Origin of the sequence: Pantoea sp. SO10 (genome assembly GCF_005281435.1) — a bacterium.
In the GTDB taxonomy this organism is placed as follows: domain Bacteria; phylum Pseudomonadota; class Gammaproteobacteria; order Enterobacterales; family Enterobacteriaceae; genus Pantoea; species Pantoea leporis.
Genome location: NZ_CP040095.1, coordinates 885,910 through 901,677, shown reverse-complemented (window position 1 = coordinate 901,677; position 15,768 = coordinate 885,910). Strand labels below are relative to the sequence as shown.

General features: G+C 56.3%; 15 protein-coding genes, 1 tRNA gene and 2 pseudogenes. 8 read left to right on the top strand and 10 right to left on the bottom strand.

All coding sequences use genetic code 11. The features are described from left to right. Position 1 precedes the first annotated feature (1 nt). Both FCN45_RS04085 and hpxU read right to left on the bottom strand, forming a co-directional pair. On the bottom strand, positions 2–787 hold the full coding sequence (locus FCN45_RS04085) for a transporter substrate-binding domain-containing protein (protein WP_097094836.1): 786 nt from the start codon (positions 785–787) through the stop codon (positions 2–4). Between the two features lie 192 nt (positions 788–979). Next, on the bottom strand, positions 980–1,819 hold the full coding sequence (gene hpxU, locus FCN45_RS04080) for a MurR/RpiR family transcriptional regulator HpxU (RefSeq protein WP_101762543.1): 840 nt from the start codon (positions 1,817–1,819) through the stop codon (positions 980–982). A 121-nt stretch (positions 1,820–1,940) separates the two neighbouring features. Between hpxU and FCN45_RS04075 the strand changes: the two genes are divergently transcribed. The 4 genes from FCN45_RS04075 to hpxZ are packed head-to-tail and all read left to right on the top strand — an operon-like array spanning position 1,941 to position 5,502. Further along, positions 1,941–3,527, top strand: coding sequence for a gamma-glutamyltransferase family protein (locus tag FCN45_RS04075; protein WP_137385212.1), 1,587 nt, complete (start codon positions 1,941–1,943; stop codon positions 3,525–3,527). Between the two features lie 12 nt (positions 3,528–3,539). Further along, complete coding sequence (gene hpxX, locus FCN45_RS04070; RefSeq protein WP_061723592.1) at positions 3,540–3,725, top strand: oxalurate catabolism protein HpxX; 186 nt, start codon at positions 3,540–3,542, stop codon at positions 3,723–3,725. After that, complete coding sequence (locus FCN45_RS04065; RefSeq protein ID WP_137385211.1) at positions 3,722–5,116, top strand: AtzE family amidohydrolase; 1,395 nt, start codon at positions 3,722–3,724, stop codon at positions 5,114–5,116. The genes hpxX and FCN45_RS04065 overlap by 4 nt, the downstream gene beginning before the upstream one ends. Positions 5,117–5,118: 2 nt before the next feature. Further along, a complete protein-coding gene (gene hpxZ / locus FCN45_RS04060; RefSeq protein ID WP_137385210.1) occupies positions 5,119–5,502 on the top strand; it encodes an oxalurate catabolism protein HpxZ in 384 nt (127 codons plus the stop codon). 130 nt (positions 5,503–5,632) lie between these two features. Here the strand turns inward: hpxZ and puuE are convergent, their stop codons facing one another. The 3 genes from puuE to FCN45_RS04045 are packed head-to-tail and all read right to left on the bottom strand — an operon-like array spanning position 5,633 to position 8,072. After that, a complete protein-coding gene (gene puuE, locus FCN45_RS04055; protein ID WP_137385209.1) occupies positions 5,633–6,592 on the bottom strand; it encodes an allantoinase PuuE in 960 nt (319 codons plus the stop codon). Between the two features lie 29 nt (positions 6,593–6,621). Continuing rightward, positions 6,622–7,353 carry an allantoin racemase gene (gene hpxA / locus FCN45_RS04050; RefSeq protein ID WP_101762548.1) on the bottom strand — a complete coding sequence of 244 codons (732 nt, stop codon included), beginning with the start codon at positions 7,351–7,353 and terminating at the stop codon, positions 6,622–6,624. Further along, positions 7,350–8,072 (bottom strand): GntR family transcriptional regulator, encoded by a 723-nt coding sequence (locus FCN45_RS04045; protein WP_137385208.1) that lies wholly within the window; start codon positions 8,070–8,072, stop codon positions 7,350–7,352. The genes hpxA and FCN45_RS04045 overlap by 4 nt, the downstream gene beginning before the upstream one ends. 145 nt (positions 8,073–8,217) lie before the next feature. Here FCN45_RS04045 and FCN45_RS04040 point away from each other — a divergent pair, with 145 nt between their 5' ends. Next, complete coding sequence (locus FCN45_RS04040; RefSeq protein WP_137385207.1) at positions 8,218–9,711, top strand: NCS1 family nucleobase:cation symporter-1; 1,494 nt, start codon at positions 8,218–8,220, stop codon at positions 9,709–9,711. A 194-nt stretch (positions 9,712–9,905) separates the two neighbouring features. On the opposite strand, the gene FCN45_RS04035 is transcribed toward FCN45_RS04040, so the two are convergent. Together FCN45_RS04035 and dnaQ are read right to left on the bottom strand one after the other, a co-directional pair. Further along, positions 9,906–9,982, bottom strand: a tRNA-Asp gene (locus FCN45_RS04035). A gap of 134 nt (positions 9,983–10,116) precedes the next feature. Beyond that, on the bottom strand, positions 10,117–10,848 hold the full coding sequence (dnaQ, locus tag FCN45_RS04030; protein WP_137385206.1) for a DNA polymerase III subunit epsilon: 732 nt from the start codon (positions 10,846–10,848) through the stop codon (positions 10,117–10,119). Between dnaQ and rnhA the strand changes: the two are divergent. Next, positions 10,802–11,369, top strand: a pseudogene (gene rnhA / locus FCN45_RS04025) (ribonuclease HI). The gene dnaQ and the pseudogene rnhA sit on opposite strands and share 47 nt — an antisense overlap. On the opposite strand, the gene FCN45_RS04020 reads toward rnhA, so the two are convergent. Beyond that, positions 11,354–12,088, bottom strand: a complete 735-nt coding sequence (locus FCN45_RS04020) for a class I SAM-dependent methyltransferase (protein WP_137385205.1) — start codon at positions 12,086–12,088, stop codon at positions 11,354–11,356. The pseudogene rnhA and the gene FCN45_RS04020 overlap by 16 nt on opposite strands. Before the next feature lie 40 nt (positions 12,089–12,128). Here FCN45_RS04020 and gloB point away from each other — a divergent pair, with 40 nt between their 5' ends. Beyond that, positions 12,129–12,884: a hydroxyacylglutathione hydrolase gene (gloB, locus tag FCN45_RS04015; RefSeq protein ID WP_137385204.1), complete on the top strand. Its 756-nt coding sequence runs from the start codon at positions 12,129–12,131 to the stop codon at positions 12,882–12,884. 71 nt (positions 12,885–12,955) lie between these two features. After that, positions 12,956–14,329 carry a murein transglycosylase D gene (mltD, locus tag FCN45_RS04010; protein ID WP_137385203.1) on the top strand — a complete coding sequence of 458 codons (1,374 nt, stop codon included), beginning with the start codon at positions 12,956–12,958 and terminating at the stop codon, positions 14,327–14,329. Positions 14,330–14,479: 150 nt separating this feature from the next. Here the strand turns inward: mltD and FCN45_RS04005 are convergent, their stop codons facing one another. Beyond that, entirely contained in the window at positions 14,480–15,283 is an 804-nt protein-coding gene (locus tag FCN45_RS04005; protein ID WP_008105211.1) for an endonuclease/exonuclease/phosphatase family protein, read from the bottom strand. 290 nt (positions 15,284–15,573) lie between these two features. Next, a pseudogene (locus tag FCN45_RS23695) lies at positions 15,574–15,696 on the bottom strand (hypothetical protein); the annotation flags it as partial. Positions 15,697–15,768: the final 72 nt, after the last annotated feature.

Sequence of the window (15,768 nt, the reverse complement as noted above, 5' to 3'; positions counted from 1 at the left end):
TTTATGCGCCGAGGTTCGCTGGCAGCGGCGCTTTCAGCCACTCTTCCGACAGCTTGTTCAGCGTGCCGTCTTTGATTCCCTGCTCAATCAGCGCATTCACTTTCTCTTTCAGCGCCGGCTCATCTTTTTTCAGGCCGATGTAGCACGGTGAATCTTTCAGCATAAACTGGGCAACCGGCGCTTTTTCGGCGTTCTGGCGCGCAATCGCCGCCACCACCAGGTTGCCCGTCGCAACGTACTGCACTTGTCCGGAAAGGTAGGCCGACAGCGTGGTGTTGTTATCTTCATAACGCTTCACCTGCGCCTCTTTCGGGGCGATATCGCTTAACACCATATCTTCCACTGCACCGCGCGTGACGCCGATCGATTTGCCGCTCAGCGCTGCCGCATCTTTCAGCGTTTCGCCTTTCGGACCAAATACGCCGAGGAAGAACGGCGCGTAAGCGCGGGTGAAATCGATCACTTTTTCACGCTCGGCGTTTTTACCCATGCTGGAGATCACCAGATCGACTTTATCGGTCTGCAGATACGGCACGCGGTTGGCACTGGAAACGGGCACCAGCTGCAACTTCAGTTTCATCTGTTTGGCGAGATACTTCGCCATGTCGATATCGTAGCCCTGCGGCTGCAGGTCAGTACCCACGGAACCGAACGGCGGGAAGTCTTGCGGAACCGCCACGCGGATCACGCCGCGCTTTTGGATATCCTGCAGCTGATCGGCCATCGCACTCCCGACCTGCGCCATCAGCAATGCCGCGCCCGCTACCGCTAATAATACTTTTTTCATTTTGCACCCCGGTGAGTTTACGTGAAACAAAAGATTCTTGATGAATCATTCTGCAACTAATGTGCCAACCGCAGTGCCGGGAGAAGAAAGGAGAAAAAACGGGGTTTTACCGCGTTGAAGGCAACAAAAACGGGCATCGCGCCCGTTGGAATTAACGATCAAAAACAGTGCAATGCACCACAATGGCGCCCGTTAACGGTGTTCCAGCTCGTCGAGATGCTGATAAAGATCGGCAATTTGATGGATGCGCTGACGGCCCTGCGACAACATTTCATGCAGCAACGCATTCGCCAGCAGGTTAATCAGACTCATGGCGGAGGCGTAGCTATCAAAAGCGGAAACGCTGTCGAGCGGCGCGCAAAGCTGCCAGCGCGCCAGCGTGATAATGCCCTGCGCCTGCGGCTCACACAGCGCCAGCACCGGAATGTTGCTCTGCTGCAGCTGCTGCATCAGCGGACGAATGATGCGTGGACGGCGGCGAAACGCCATCACCACCACGATATCGTCGGGCGTGATATCCACCAGCTCTTCGCCCAACGTCTGGCCCGGCTGCGGCAGCACATGCACCTGCGGACGCGCCTGCATCAGCTGCTGACGCAGGTGCAGCGCCACCGGATAGGCGTTACGCATGCCGATGATAAATACCCGTTTTGCCGCGCCCAGCGCGCTAATCACCTCGCCAAACTGCTGTGGATCGATGCTGTTGACCCACTGCGTCAGGTTGGCCATCTCCTGCTTATAGTGGCGTGACAGCAAGGTGTTGCCCTGCACCGCATCGCGGTTATCGGTGAGCGGCATGCCGCTCTGGCGCAGGATGCGCAGCTCGTCGCGCATGTCCTTATATTTCTCGTAACCGAGACGCTTGAATAAACGGCTGACCGTGGCCTTCGACACACCGCTCAGCCGCGCCAGCTCGGCGCTGTTGTAGCTGATCAGGTCATCAAAGTGGTCAAACACGAAGTCGGCAATGCGCTGCTCTTGCGGCGACAGTTGCGGATAGTGACTACGAAGGCGTTCATCAAGTTGTTTCATCATCGGTCCTGTAACTTTCGTTTCATCACAAGCTAGCATAAATCGATCCAGATTGATGTCCGTTCAAAACTGGAACAGCTCTTGCTTCCCATTAACCACGTACCCAGAAAAAGAGTTCTTTATGATACAGAGCAACATGGCGCCGTTAGGCATGGCCGTTACGCCGCACCATCTCGCCAGCGAAAGCGCGTTAGCGGTGCTGCGCGAAGGCGGCAATGCGCTGGAAGCAATGGTGGCGGCCGCAGCCACCATCGCCGTGGTTTACCCGCACATGAACGGTTTGGGCGGCGACGGCTTCTGGCTGGTGGTGCCGCCAAACGGCGATCCCATCGCCATTGACGCCAGCGGCGCAGCCGGTTCGCTGGCACACCTTGATTTCTACCATGGCGAAACGCAGATTCCGCATCGCGGCCCCAAAGCCGCCTTAACCGTGGCGGGTACCGTCAGCGGCTGGCAGGAAGCGTTAACGCTGGCGCAGGAACTTGGCGCGACGCCGCTGCCGTTAACCCGCCTGCTGCGCGATGCAATTCGCTATGCCGCCGACGGCATTCCGGTCACCGCCTCGCAAGCCGCAGCCACCGCCGCCAAACAGCACGAGTTGCAGCATCAACCTGGTTTTGCCGCCACCTTTTTACCGGACGGCAGCGTGCCGCTTGCCGGCAGTCGCTTTACCCAGCCGGCGCTGGCGAATACGCTGAGCATGCTGTGCGATCACGGGCTGGAAAGTTTCTATCGCGGTGAACTGGCGCACCATCTGGCGCGCGAAATGACTGCGCTGGGGATGCCGATCACGCTGGAGGATTTGCAGACGCACCAAGCCCGGCGCTGCACGCCGCTGCATCTGGCACACAGTGAAGGCGATATCTGGAACATGACGCCGCCAACGCAGGGTTTGGTGTCGCTGGCGATCCTCGGCATTACCGATCGGCTCAATATGGCTGACGCCGATGAAGCGCAAACCGTGCACCGCATCGTCGAAGCCACTAAAAAAGCCTTTGCGCTGCGCGACAAGCACATCACCGATCCGCGCCACATCGACATTGATGTGCAGCTTCTGCTGGATGAGGAACACCTCAGCACGCTGGCGGCGCAGGTGGACGATCAACAAGCCGCTGCGTGGGGCACCGGGCGCGGGCCGGGCGATACCGTGTGGATGGGCGTGATGGACAGCAGCGGATTAGCGGTTTCGTTTATCCAGAGCGTTTATCACGAATTCGGCAGCGGCGTGGTGCTGCCCGGCACCGGCATCACCTGGCAAAACCGGGGTGCCGCCTTCAGCCTGCAACCCGATCATCTGCTGGCGCTGCAGCCGGGCAAACAGCCGTTCCACACCCTCAATCCCGCTGCCGCGCGTCTCAAAGATGGCCGCACCATGGTGTACGGTTCGATGGGCGGCGACGGCCAACCGCAAACCCAGGCGGCGATTTTCACCCGTCACGTGATTCAGGGACATCCGCTACAGCAGGCGGTGAGCGCGCCGCGCTGGCTGCTGGGTCGTACGTGGGGACAATCATCCGATTCGCTCAAGCTCGAAGCGCGCATCGCGCCGGAAACAGTGCAGCAGTTGCGTGCGCTCGGCCATGAGGTTGAACTGCTACCCGATTTCAGTGAAGTGGTCGGCCATGCGGGCGCGATCGTCAGACACAACAACGGCATGCTGGAAGGCGCGTTCGATCCGCGCAGCAACGGCAGCGCCGCCGGTTTCTAACGGAGATTATTGATGAGTTCACAACCGGACTGGGCCACCTATATCGCCCAAATGGAGCAGATTCTGGCGCTGGAGCTGGATGATGCGCGCCGCGCCGAGCTGCTGACGCAGTTCAACCGCATCGCCGCCATGGCCGAGCCGCTGATGGCGCTGCCGCTCGACGATCGCCTGGAAGTGGCGGGAGTGTTTCATCCATGAAACTGTCGTCATTATCGATTAATGCCCTGCAGCAGGCGCTGAGTCAGGGCGAGATCAGCGCCCGCGATATCGCGCAAAACACGCTGGCGGCGATTGAACAGCATAAGGCGATCAACGCCTGGACCGAAGTCACCGGCCAGCGCATGCTGCGCGAAGCCGATCAGATCGATCTGCAGCGCCAGCGCGGTGAAGCTTTGCCGCCGTTAGCCGGCATTCCTTACGCGGTGAAAAACCTGTTTGATGTCGCCGGACACAGCACCTTAGCCGGTGCCAGCCTGTTCAGCGCACGCGCGGCGGCACGCGAGGATGCGTGGGCGGTGAGCAAACTGCGCCAGTCTGGCGCGCTGCTCTCCGGCATGCTGAATATGGATGCCTATGCTTATGGTTTTACCACGGAAAACACCCATTACGGCGCAACGCGCAACCCGCGCGATTTAACCCGCGTGGCGGGCGGATCGTCCGGCGGTTCAGCGGCAGCGGTGGCAGCGGGTTTGGTGCACTTCTCGCTCGGTACCGACACTAATGGCTCGATCCGCGTGCCCGCTTCACTGTGCGGCATCTTTGGCCTGAAGCCGACCTTTGGCCGCCTGTCGCGCAGCGGCAGCCATCCGTTTGTCGCCAGCCTCGATCACATCGGCCCGTTTGCCCGTTCGGTTGAAGATTTGAGCCTGGTGTACGACACCTTGCAAGGTGCCGATGCCAGCGATGCCTTCCAGGCCGCGCAGCCCGCCTCGCCAGCTAGCGCAGGGCTCAGCAAGGGCGCAGAAGGCGTGCGCAGCGCGGTACTCGGCGGGTTCTTCTCAACCTGGTGCAGCGATGAAGCGCGTGCCGCCGTGGCGGTGGCAGCTAAAGCGCTGCAGGCAATCGACGAAGTGACCTTGCCGAATGCGGAGATCGCACGCTCGGCGGCCTTTATCATGACCGCCGCAGAAGGCGGCAATCACTACCTGCCGATGCTGCGCACGCAACCGGAGCAGTTCGAGCCCAACTCGCGTGAGCGCCTGCTGGCCGGTGCAATGCTGCCTTCGGCGTGGTACGTGCAGGCCCAGCGTTTCCGCCGCCACTTCCAGCAGCAGGTGCTGCCGCTGTTTGAGCAATTTGACGTGCTGATTGCGCCCGCCACGCCCTGCACCGCCACCACCATCGGCCAGGAAACCATTCATATCAACGGCCAGCATTTGCCGACGCGCGCCAGCATGGGCATGCTAACCCAGCCGATTTCGTTCCTCGGCTTACCGGTCTGTACCGTGCCGCTGCAAACCGCCAGCGGCTTGCCGATAGGCTTGCAGCTGATCGCTGCGCCGTTTAAAGAACATCTGGCACTGCGCGCTGCCTGGGCGCTGCAACAGCAAGGGCTGACGCTGCCACAAACCACATTAATGGATGCCTGAAGATGACACCTGAACATATCGATCGCCCGGCAATTCTCGCCGAAGTCACCGCCGCCTTTTACCGCTATGAGCAAGCGCTGATCGGCAATGATGTGGAGGTGCTGGATGAGCTGTTCTGGCACGACAAACGTACCGTGCGTTTGGGCGCGGGTGAGAATTTGTATGGCATTGATGAGATCCGCGCTTTTCGCGCGGCGCGGCCGTCAAAAGGGTTGGAACGCGAGTTACGTAATACGGTGATCACCACTTTTGGCGATGACTATGCGGTGTGCAGTACGGAGTTTACGCGTGAAGGTGTAGAGAAGATCGGACGCCAGCAGCAGACGTGGGTGCGATTACCGTGCGGCTGGCGGATTGTCGCGGCGCAGGTGAGTTTGATGAGTTGAGTTGGGTGGTTTTTCCCTCACCCTAACCCTCTCCCGCACGCGGGAGAGGGATGATTAGGTGGAGTGATCTGATACATCGCGGCGGGATCGGCTCCTTCTCCCGCTGGCGGGAGAAGGTTGGGATGAGGGGCTAAGCGCTCGGTGCCGGATGCGTCGCGATCCAGTGATCGGCGATTTGCTGCCGCGTACACACCCACACATCCTCATGCTGCTGAATGTGATCAAGGAAGCGCTGCAAACCACGGAATTTCCCCGGACGTCCCAGTAAACGACAGTGCATGCCAATCGACATCATCTTCGGTGCCGTTTCGCCCTCTTCGTACAGCACATCAAAGGTGTCGCGCAAATAGGTAAAGAACTGCTCCGCCGTGTTGAAGCCCTGCGGCGAGGCGAAGCGCATATCGTTGCACTCCAGCGTGTAAGGGATGACCAGATGCGGTTTAACCGTGCCGTCCTGACAGGTGACCTGCGTCCAGAACGGTAAATCGTCGCCGTAATAGTCGCTGTCATAGCTAAAGCCGCCCTGCTCGACCACCAAACGTCGGGTGTTGGGGCTGTCGCGGCCGGTGTACCAGCCGGTTGGCGCTTTGCCAAACAGGTCGGTTAACACGTCCACCGCCTGCTGCATGTGCTGGCGCTCGGTTTTGGCATCCATCGCCTGATAGTGAATCCAGCGCCAGCCGTGGCTCACTATGTCGTAATCCGCCGCTTTGATCGCCTCAACGATGTCCGGATGACGCGCCAGCGCCATCGCCACGCCAAACACCGTCAGCGGCAAACCGCGCTTTTGAAACTCATTGTGGATGCGCCAGAAACCGGCGCGCGATCCGTATTCATACAGCGAATCCATCGACATATGGCGATCGGCGTAGCTGGCCGCGCCGATGATATCGGAAAGAAACTGCTCGGAACCGGCGTCGCCATGCAACACGTTGTTCTCGGCGCCCTCTTCGTAATTAAGGACAAACTGCACCGCGACGCGCGCTTTGCCCGGCCACTGCGCATGCGGCGGGTTGCCAGCGTAGCCGATCAGATCGCGGGGATAGTTTTTGTTGAAGCTGTACTCTTTCTTGCCAGATACATCATTCATTCTGTAAGTTCCTGTCGCTCAACCAGTGGTTAGTTTAGGTGCTGAAAGGCTCCGCTGAGCGGTTTTTCGCGTGGATAATCGAGATCGCCATGCTTGCTGGTACCAAAGCCTAGCGCCACCAGCGACTCCACCATTTTTACCGCAGCGCTGACCCCGTCGATTACCGGCATGCCCAGTTCTTTGGTGAGATCCTGCGCCAGCGTAGCCATACCGCCACAGCCCAGCACAATCGCGCCGCTGCCATCTTCGCGTTTGGCCTGCATGCAGCGCTGACGCACTTTCTCCTGCGCCACGCCGCTGCCGTCTTCCAGCGCCAGCACCGGCAGATCGATGGCGTGCAGCGCGGCACAATGGTGTGTGAAGCCATATTGCTGCAGCAGATGGCGCGCAATCACCAGCGTGCGCGGCAAGGTGGTGACAATCGAAAAGCGCGTCGCTACCAGCGTGGCGGTGTGCATGGCCGCTTCCGCAATGCCAATTACTGGGCCGCTTGCCAGTTCACGCGCCGCCAGCAATCCCGGATCGCCGAAGCAGGCAATGATATGGCCGCTCACGCCCTGCTCTTTGCCGCGTTTCACCTGCTCCAACACACCAATCGCCGCGATGGCCTCATCAAAATGACCTTCAATCGACTCGACGCCGTGAGTCGGGCACACCGCCAGAATCTCGGTGCCCGGCGCGGCGACGGCGCGCGCGGCAGTACCCATGGTTTCCGTCATCGCTAAGCTGGTGTTGGGATTGATGACCTGAATCAGGCTCATGATGCCGCTCCTTTGTTACCGGCAAATAACCGGGTGAAATCAGGCAAGGTTTCGCCGCTGCGCTCAAAGTGCAGGCTGGCAACAATATGTTCGAAGTGATGCTGCAGCGCCGCCGTCAACCCCGGCAGATCTTTTTGCCGCAGCAGATCCACCAGCCGATCATGATGATCGCATCGGCAGCCGCGCTGCCACGGTGCACCGTAAGCGGCAATCACCAGCGACGAACGCTGCGTCAGGCGCGTCACCATATCGGTGAGCACTGCGTTACCGGAGATCGCCTGCAGCTGAATATGAAAGGCGGCGGAGAGACGAATCGCCGCGGCACCATCGTGCTGGTCATGTGCCTGCTGCTCTTCTTCAATCAGCACGCCGAGTGCCGCTAAGTGCGGTGCCTGCACGTGGCTCAGCACCGCTGGCAGATTGGCGCACTCTAATAAACTGCGGGTGGCAAAGATGTCGCGGGCTTCATCCACGCCCGGCGTCGCCACCTGTGCACCACGCCTGGGCGACAAGGTGATCATTTGCACCGCGGCGAGGCGTTGCAGCACCTTACGAATGCCGGTGCGGCTCACGCCGAAGACTTCCGATAAGGCTTCTTCCGGCAATTTACTGCCCGGCGGCAGTTGATGCTCAACGATGGCGGTAAGCAGCGCCTGATAGATAGGTTCATCGCGATCGTTCAGATCGGCAGCCGTTTTCTGGCCTGTTTCACTCTTCATTACCTGCTCCGGTAAGTGACTGCGTGCTGCACATCGTATACGTGAAATTAATTTTTTGTATACAAGAAATCATTTCTGGCCTGGATCCTGCAATACCGTTTCACGCTGTGATTATTTTTCCATGATGTAGAGAGGAGCAGGTTTCATGCCAAATCATTCTGAAGTGACCTCGCGGGTGGCCTCTGAAGCCAACGCACAATACAGTCCACGTCTGTGTAATGACGATCTGGCGCCGACGCGCGACCAGAACTGGTCGTGGTACAACATCTTTTCGTTCTGGATGTCGGACGTGCACAGCATGGGCGGCTACGTGGTGGCCGCCAGCTTCTTTACCCTCGGGCTGGCGAGCTGGCAGGTGCTGCTGTGCTTGTTAGTGGGCATCTGCATTGTGCAGCTGTGCGCCAATCTGGTGGCCAAACCGAGCCAGATGGCGGGCGTACCGTACGCAGTGATTTCGCGTCAGGCGTTTGGCGTGTTTGGCGCTAACATCCCGGCGATTATTCGCGGGCTGATCGCTTTTGCGTGGTACGGCATCCAGACTTATCTTGCGGCTAACGCGCTAATGCTGGTGCTGCTGAAGTTCTTCCCCACCCTGAGCAGCATGACGCAAAGCAGCTGGCTCGGCTTATCTCAGCTGGGCTGGTGTTGTTTCGGTGTGATGTGGTTACTGCAGGCGATGGTGTTCTGGCACGGCATGAACGCGATTAAACGCTTTATTGATGTCGCCGGTCCGGCGGTGTACGTGGTGATGGTGGCGCTGGCGGGCTGGATTGTATACAAAACCGGTTTCGATGGTATCTCCTTTACGCTGGCCAGCAAGCAGTTGAGCACCGGCGAGCAAACCTGGCAGATGATTACCGCCACCGCGCTGGTGGTCTCCTACTTCTCCGGTCCGCTGCTGAATTTTGGTGACTTCTCGCGTTATGGCAAAAGCATGGGCGAAATTCGTCGCGGCAACCGCTGGGGCTTACCGTTCAACTTCCTGCTGTTCTCGATTGTCACCGTGGTGATTGTCTCCGGTACGCAATCGCTGTTCGGCAGAATGATCACCGATCCGATTGAAACTGTCAGCATGGTGGGTAACGACGTGGCGGTGGCGATTGGCCTGCTGACCATGATTATCGCTACCATCGGCATTAATATCGTGGCGAACTTTGTTTCGCCGGCATTCGACTTCTCTAACTGTTCACCGCAGAAAATCAGCTTCCGCACCGGTGGCATGATTGCCGCAGTTGGTTCGGTGTTACTGACGCCGTGGAACCTGTTCCAGTCGCCAGAACTGATTCACTACACGCTGGATGTGCTGGGCTCGTTTATTGGGCCGCTGTTTGGCATCCTGGTGGCCGATTTCTATCTGATTAAACGCAGCAAAGTCTACGTGGATGACCTGTTTGATGACACGCCGAAAGGCCGTTACTGGTATCGCGGCGGCTTCAACCCGAAAGCAATTGCCGCGCTGCTGCCGTCGGTGGGCATTTGTCTGGTGATCAGCTTTATTCCTTCACTGCATGCGGTGGCGAACTTTAGCTGGTTTATCGGCGTGGCGTTGGGTGCGGGCTGCTATCGCTGGCTGGCGCGCGCTGACCGCGACGAGTCGGTGGCGGCGTATCGCGCGACGGTGGCGGTACAGAAGGATTAAGTTGCGTGCGCGCTGGCCCTCATTCCATCCTTCGCCCGCTTGCGAGAGAAGGGGCAGCTCGCTGCGAGGGTTAACATCGAGCGCGATCAGCGCCTTCGCCCAGTTGCGTGAGAAGGCGGGGGATGAGGGAAAATGACACCATTTAGAAAAAGCAAAAAGCCGATGCATTTCTGCATCGGCTTCTTTAAATAGATTGGCGGAACGGACGGGGCTCGAACCCGCGACCCCCTGCGTGACAGGCAGGTATTCTAACCAACTGAACTACCGCTCCGCGCTTTGTTCCCCGTCGAGAACGAGGCGCATATTAATAGCAGCTTTCACACCCGTCAACGCTTTTTCTGTGGGAATGTTTCGTTTGACGTTTTTTTCAGCTTAACGTCGATTTTGCACGCAAAATCAGCCGTTTTACACGCGCCACAAGCAGCTACCACCCTTCTTCTGCACCAAATCCAGACGACCTTCGTGCGCAGCAATCTCTTCATCGCTGGCGCTGACCACGCGCAGACCTGAAGTCGGACGCACAATGCGCTGAATGTTCTCCGCGCCGCCCTGATTGTTCTGCTCGCCGTCCAGAGAAAATGCCAGCGAGGTTTGACCGCCGGTCATCATCAGGAATACTTCGGCCAGAATCTCGGCATCGAGCAGTGCGCCGTGCAGCGTACGCTTGCTGTTGTCTATCTCATAACGGTTGCACAATGCATCGAGGCTGTTGCGCTTGCCGGGATACATCTTACGCGCCATCGCCAGGCTATCGGTGATCTGGCAGAAGGTTTCGGTTTTGCCAATATCCCGCTTCAGCATGCCGAATTCATAATCCATAAAGCCGATATCGAACGATGCGTTATGGATCACCAGCTCTGCGCCACGGATGTAATCAAGGAATTCGTCAGCGATATCCGCAAACATCGGCTTATCAGCAAGGAATTCATCGGCGATACCGTGAACGCCGAACGCTTCCGGATCCACCAGCCGATCGGGCTTCAGATACATATGGAAGTTGTTGCCGGTCAGGCGACGGTTGATCACTTCAACCGCACCAATTTCAATGATGCGATGTCCTTCATAATGCACACCGATCATGTTCATGCCGGTGGTTTCAGTATCGAGGACGATCTGGCGGTTATTTGCAGTGCTCATAAGACTCGTTTTATGTCAGACTTGGCGTTTTTTCAGAAGGAAGTCTACCAGAGATGCGCAAACAGGTAGAAATATTCACCGATGGATCTTGCCTGGGCAATCCCGGTCCCGGCGGTTATGGCGCCATATTACGTTATGGCGCGCATGAAAAAGAGTTCAGTACAGGTTATCGCCTCACCACCAACAATCGCATGGAAATGATGGCGGCTATCGTGGCGCTTGAAGCGTTAAAACAGCCGTGTGAGGTGGTGATCAGCACCGACAGCCAATATGTTCGTCAGGGTATCACCAGTTGGATCCACAACTGGAAGAAGCGCGGCTGGAAAACCGCCGATAAAAAACCGGTGAAAAATGTCGATCTATGGAAACGTCTCGATGTGGCGCTCAGCAACCATGAAATTAAGTGGGAATGGGTAAAAGGCCACGCGGGGCATCCGGAGAACGAACGCTGCGACGAACTGGCACGCAGCGCGGCGGGAAAGCCCACTCAGGATGATATCGGTTATCAGGTTGAATCCTGATCCTTCACTTCACGAAACTGGCGCGTGACGTTAACCGTTTGCCGTAGCTGGCTTTGACTCAGATTCTTCTTCATTTTGGTGGGCGTTAGCGGGAACGTACGTTTACGTGCCACCACAAAGTTCAAACAACCGAGCGCCGGTAAATGCGCGCTGATCACCCTGCCGCCCTGCCGATGCCACGGCACCACCTGAAAACGGGTGCGGTAAACCACCTCATAATTCAGCAGGCCCAGCCAGTCGAGCAATCGTACCTGGCTGAACATCCGTCCACTCCACGGCGCGCGCGAGTGCAAACCCGGAATGCCTTTGCTAATCCCTAATAAACTGAAAGGGTTGAAGCCACTGATGATCATCCAGCCATCATCGATTAATACCCGATCCACTTCACGCAGTACGCGGTGCGGATCCTGACTCCACGCCAGCGTGTGCGCCAGTAAACAGGCATCAACGGATTTAGATTCAAAGGGTAATTGCGTGTTATTGGCGATAACCTGTAATTCATCGCCCTCAATGCCCACATTCACCTGATGCGATATGGCACACTGGCTGGTGTTGATTTCTGCGCTGAGGCTGCCAATTTTAAGCATATGAAAGCCATACAGCTTGCCGAGATAAGGCTGCAGTTGCTGAGTGAGCGCGTCGCGAAAATAGTCTCCCATTGGCATATCGCGCCAGGAGCGCGGTGCAGTCAGGATTTGGCGTGTTTTAGCCGGCTTCATGCTCTACCATTTTCCTTTTTCTACGACCTGAGAGGTGTTTATGAATCTTACCAGCATTCCCGCATTGCAGGATAACTACATCTGGACACTGACGGACGATGACAACAGGTGTTTGATAGTCGATCCTGGGGAAGCACAGCCGGTGCTGGATAAAATCAGCGCCAATCATTGGCAACCCGTGGCGATTTTGCTGACACATCATCATCACGATCACGTCGGCGGTGTGGATGAGCTGCTGCAGCACTATCCCGATGTGGCCGTTTTCGGTCCAGAGGAAACGGCAGATAAAGGGGCGAAGCGTATTGTGGCCGAAGGTGATGAATTTACCCTGCTTGGGCTGAATTTCCGTGTCATCGCAACACCCGGTCACACTTTAGGACATATCTCATATTTCAGCTCCCCTTATCTTTTCTGTGGTGACACGATGTTTTCTGGCGGCTGCGGGCGATTATTTGAAGGCACTGCAGAGCAAATGTTCGAATCATTTCAAAAACTTAATCAGCTCCCTGAAGATACTCTCGTTTGCTGCGCGCATGAGTACACTTTATCCAATATGAAGTTTGCTGCGGCTATTCTGCCCCACGACCCTAAAATTTTGGCAAGGTATCAGCAAATTAAGGACTTACGCGCAGAAAACCGCATCACTTTACCAACAAAACTGGCCTTAGAGCGGGAAATAAATTTATTTTTACGCACGCAAGAGGCTGATTTACAACAGGCTTTAGGCACTAATGTCTCATCATCAGCGTTATGGCAAACTTTCGCCGATCTACGCGAGAAGAAAGACCGCTTTTGATATTTGAGGTTGTGTTGTGGTGGACCGTCACGTATAGTTGCTCGTCTTTTAAGCGAACTATTGACACACACATGAAGGCTAAAGCGATCTTACTCGCCTCGGTCTTGCTGGTAGGATGTCAGGCATCAAGGAATGACGCCAATATCCCCGTACAGCATGCCCAGAGTCTGTCTTCAGCTGGTCAAGGTGAAAATGGAAAGTACGGAGATCGATTGTTGTCGCCGCGATGGCAGGATGATGGAACAAGCCTCGCAGAAGATACTGATCTCTGGAATCACATTAGTGACGAGTTGAAGATGGGGATTCCGGAAAACAGCCGGATCCGCGAACAAAAAACAAAATTTTTAAAAAATAAGAGCTATCTCCACGATGTAACATTACGGGCAGAGCCGTACATGTACTGGATTGTCGAGCAGATACAGAAACGTAAAATGCCGATGGAACTGGTACTGCTACCCATAGTGGAGAGCGCTTTTGACCCACACGCAACATCTTCTGCGAATGCCGCCGGCATCTGGCAGATTGTTGCACAAACGGGCAAAAACTATGGTTTGAAACAGAACCAATGGTACGACGGACGCCGCGATGTGGTGGCCTCGACCAAAGTAGCGCTGGATATGATGCAGCGTCTGAACGGTATGTTTGACGGCGACTGGTTACTGACCATCGCCGCCTATAACAGCGGTGAAGGACGTGTGCTGAAGGCGATGAAACAGAATAAGGCGCGCGGTAAGCCGACTGACTTCTGGAGTTTATCGCTGCCCCGCGAGACCACGGTTTACGTACCTAAAATGTTGGCCTTGAGTGAGATTCTCAAGAACAACAAGCGTTACGGTATCAAACTGCCGACCCCGAACGAGAGCCGTGCTTTAGCTCGCGTAGAGGTGGGACAGCAGATTGAACTGACGCAGGCCGCCGATATGGCCGGAATGTCTCTCAGCAAGTTGAAGACATTTAATGCCGGTTATAAAAACGGTGCCACTGCGCCAAATGGACCGCACTACATTATGGTGCCGAAGTCCAACGTTGCTAAGTTGCGCGATTCACTGGCTTCCGGTGATATCGCTTCCGTGCAGCCTACCGAGATGGCGAAAGTCAGTGCGGCAGGAAACAGCTATACGGTACGCAAAGGCGACACCTTGTCTGGCATTGCCAACAAGCTTGGCGTAAGCGTCAGTGCACTGAAACAGCAGAACAATCTGCGCAGCGCTTCAGTTCGTACCGGTCAGACTCTGACCGTGAGCGGCAAAGCGAGCACGCAATTGGCTGATAACGGCAACAGCATCACCTACCGTGTACGTAAGGGTGATTCTTTTGCCAGTATTGCTAAACGCCACGGTGTGAACACCAAAGACGTTATGCGCTGGAACAGTGACGCTAAAGACATTCAGCCGGGCGACAAGCTCACGCTGTTTGTGAATAATAGCGCAACACCTGATACCTAATGCCCCGAAAAGGCTGACTTTTGTCAGCCTTTTTCATTTTCTGCTTTTGCTAAATTCTGCATATCGCCTGTTCAGGCTCTGACTCGCCCTTCCCTGTATTATTTCAGCTGAACATTAACTGTTGCGAGACGTGAGTTCGAGCGTATTAGCTTAACGCTCGATACCGTAGAGAGAGTTGAACTCAACCAGCAGCGGATTGTGATCTGATGCGCGCGTCACCAGTACAGAAGCTTCACTGACCTTCATATCGCGGTAGAAGACGAAATCCAGTGGGCGCCCAAAGGCTTTTCGGCGATGGTCATCGGTGAAGTTCACCTCACGCAAAGACATCTCCCGCGCAAAGCGATACAGCGCATTCATGCGCTGGCGGCTCCAGGCGTTGAAATCCCCCGCCATGATCACCGGCCCACGATGATGTTGAATCTGTTCGCCAATCGGCCCCAACTGTTTGCTGTAGACATCGACACCGAGACTGAAATTGACCGCGTGGATATTCACCACCATCAGCATTTCGCCCGTGGGTAATGGATACGCCGTGACCAGCGCAGATTTGGCCAAACGCAGCAGCGGCTCACGTTCCCTTAGTGGGCAACAGTACACAGGGTGCGCAGACGCCAACGTCATGACGCCGGAAGGATGTTGCGGTAAGACAAAGGCTGGCACCTGATCGGCCGCGAGATAGTTACTGGTGGCGAATTTGACCAGTTCAGGCGTGGCCTGCGCCTCCTGCAGCAGAACAAGGTGGGCATCTTTGCCAAAACCCTGGAGCACAGACATCCAGTCTGCACGCTGTTGCTTGAAGATATTCCAGACTAAAACTCGCAGTGTGGGATCAGCTGGCAAAGGTGCGCCAGGCGGTAATGCCTGCCCAAGATGCAGCATTGCCCCCGGCGGAAAAATCCGTTCTGCTGGCTGACCTGCTACATAACGCATTGAATAAGTTTTTTTCCGCACTTTCCCGCCCAACTGGTTTACGACTCGTACTTCTCCTGACTGTTATAGGGATTTTAGCGCGGGGTTTCAATTGGTGTTCTTGATTGTCGGAATTCGCCTCACAGCTTACCAATGTAAAAGCCTGCCAGCTGGCAGGCTTTCGTGCGGGTTATTCCATCGCTATCGCAGTCTGAGCTTTATCGAGTTGGCCACTCAATCGCACTAGCAGCAGCGTGCCAGGTACATACACCGTACCGATCCACGGGGTTTGCGCCAGTCCATAATATTCAACAATGCAGAATCACACTCACTGCGGCAGGCAGCGTAGTACGGAGTTGTTCAGCGATGGTTGGGCTCAGAACGACAATAACAAATTCTGTCGTTCCGATCGCACAGGCACTGGTCGTCAGCGGCCAAAGTGCAGTTGGCGTGATTAACTCCCATTAAGGTTTTGATGGGCGTTGATGTTGCCGCATGCTTTAATGACAATAAGATGCAAAGTGAGA

Excerpts from the sequence above, each read along its gene's own strand:
- FCN45_RS04020 (WP_137385205.1), bottom strand. The coding sequence starts at position 12,088 with ATGAAGCCGGCTAAAACACGCCAAATCCTGACTGCACCGCGCTCCTGG.
- mltD (WP_137385203.1), top strand. The coding sequence starts at position 12,956 with ATGAAGGCTAAAGCGATCTTACTCGCCTCGGTCTTGCTGGTAGGATGT.
- FCN45_RS04085 (WP_097094836.1), bottom strand. The coding sequence starts at position 787 with ATGAAAAAAGTATTATTAGCGGTAGCGGGCGCGGCATTGCTGATGGCG.
- hpxX (WP_061723592.1), top strand. The coding sequence starts at position 3,540 with ATGAGTTCACAACCGGACTGGGCCACCTATATCGCCCAAATGGAGCAG.
- hpxU (WP_101762543.1), bottom strand. The coding sequence starts at position 1,819 with ATGAAACAACTTGATGAACGCCTTCGTAGTCACTATCCGCAACTGTCG.
- gloB (WP_137385204.1), top strand. The coding sequence starts at position 12,129 with ATGAATCTTACCAGCATTCCCGCATTGCAGGATAACTACATCTGGACA.
- puuE (WP_137385209.1), bottom strand. The coding sequence starts at position 6,592 with ATGAATGATGTATCTGGCAAGAAAGAGTACAGCTTCAACAAAAACTAT.
- hpxA (WP_101762548.1), bottom strand. The coding sequence starts at position 7,353 with ATGAGCCTGATTCAGGTCATCAATCCCAACACCAGCTTAGCGATGACG.
- FCN45_RS04040 (WP_137385207.1), top strand. The coding sequence starts at position 8,218 with ATGCCAAATCATTCTGAAGTGACCTCGCGGGTGGCCTCTGAAGCCAAC.
- FCN45_RS04065 (WP_137385211.1), top strand. The coding sequence starts at position 3,722 with ATGAAACTGTCGTCATTATCGATTAATGCCCTGCAGCAGGCGCTGAGT.
- FCN45_RS04045 (WP_137385208.1), bottom strand. The coding sequence starts at position 8,072 with ATGAAGAGTGAAACAGGCCAGAAAACGGCTGCCGATCTGAACGATCGC.
- hpxZ (WP_137385210.1), top strand. The coding sequence starts at position 5,119 with ATGACACCTGAACATATCGATCGCCCGGCAATTCTCGCCGAAGTCACC.
- dnaQ (WP_137385206.1), bottom strand. The coding sequence starts at position 10,848 with ATGAGCACTGCAAATAACCGCCAGATCGTCCTCGATACTGAAACCACC.
- FCN45_RS04075 (WP_137385212.1), top strand. The coding sequence starts at position 1,941 with ATGATACAGAGCAACATGGCGCCGTTAGGCATGGCCGTTACGCCGCAC.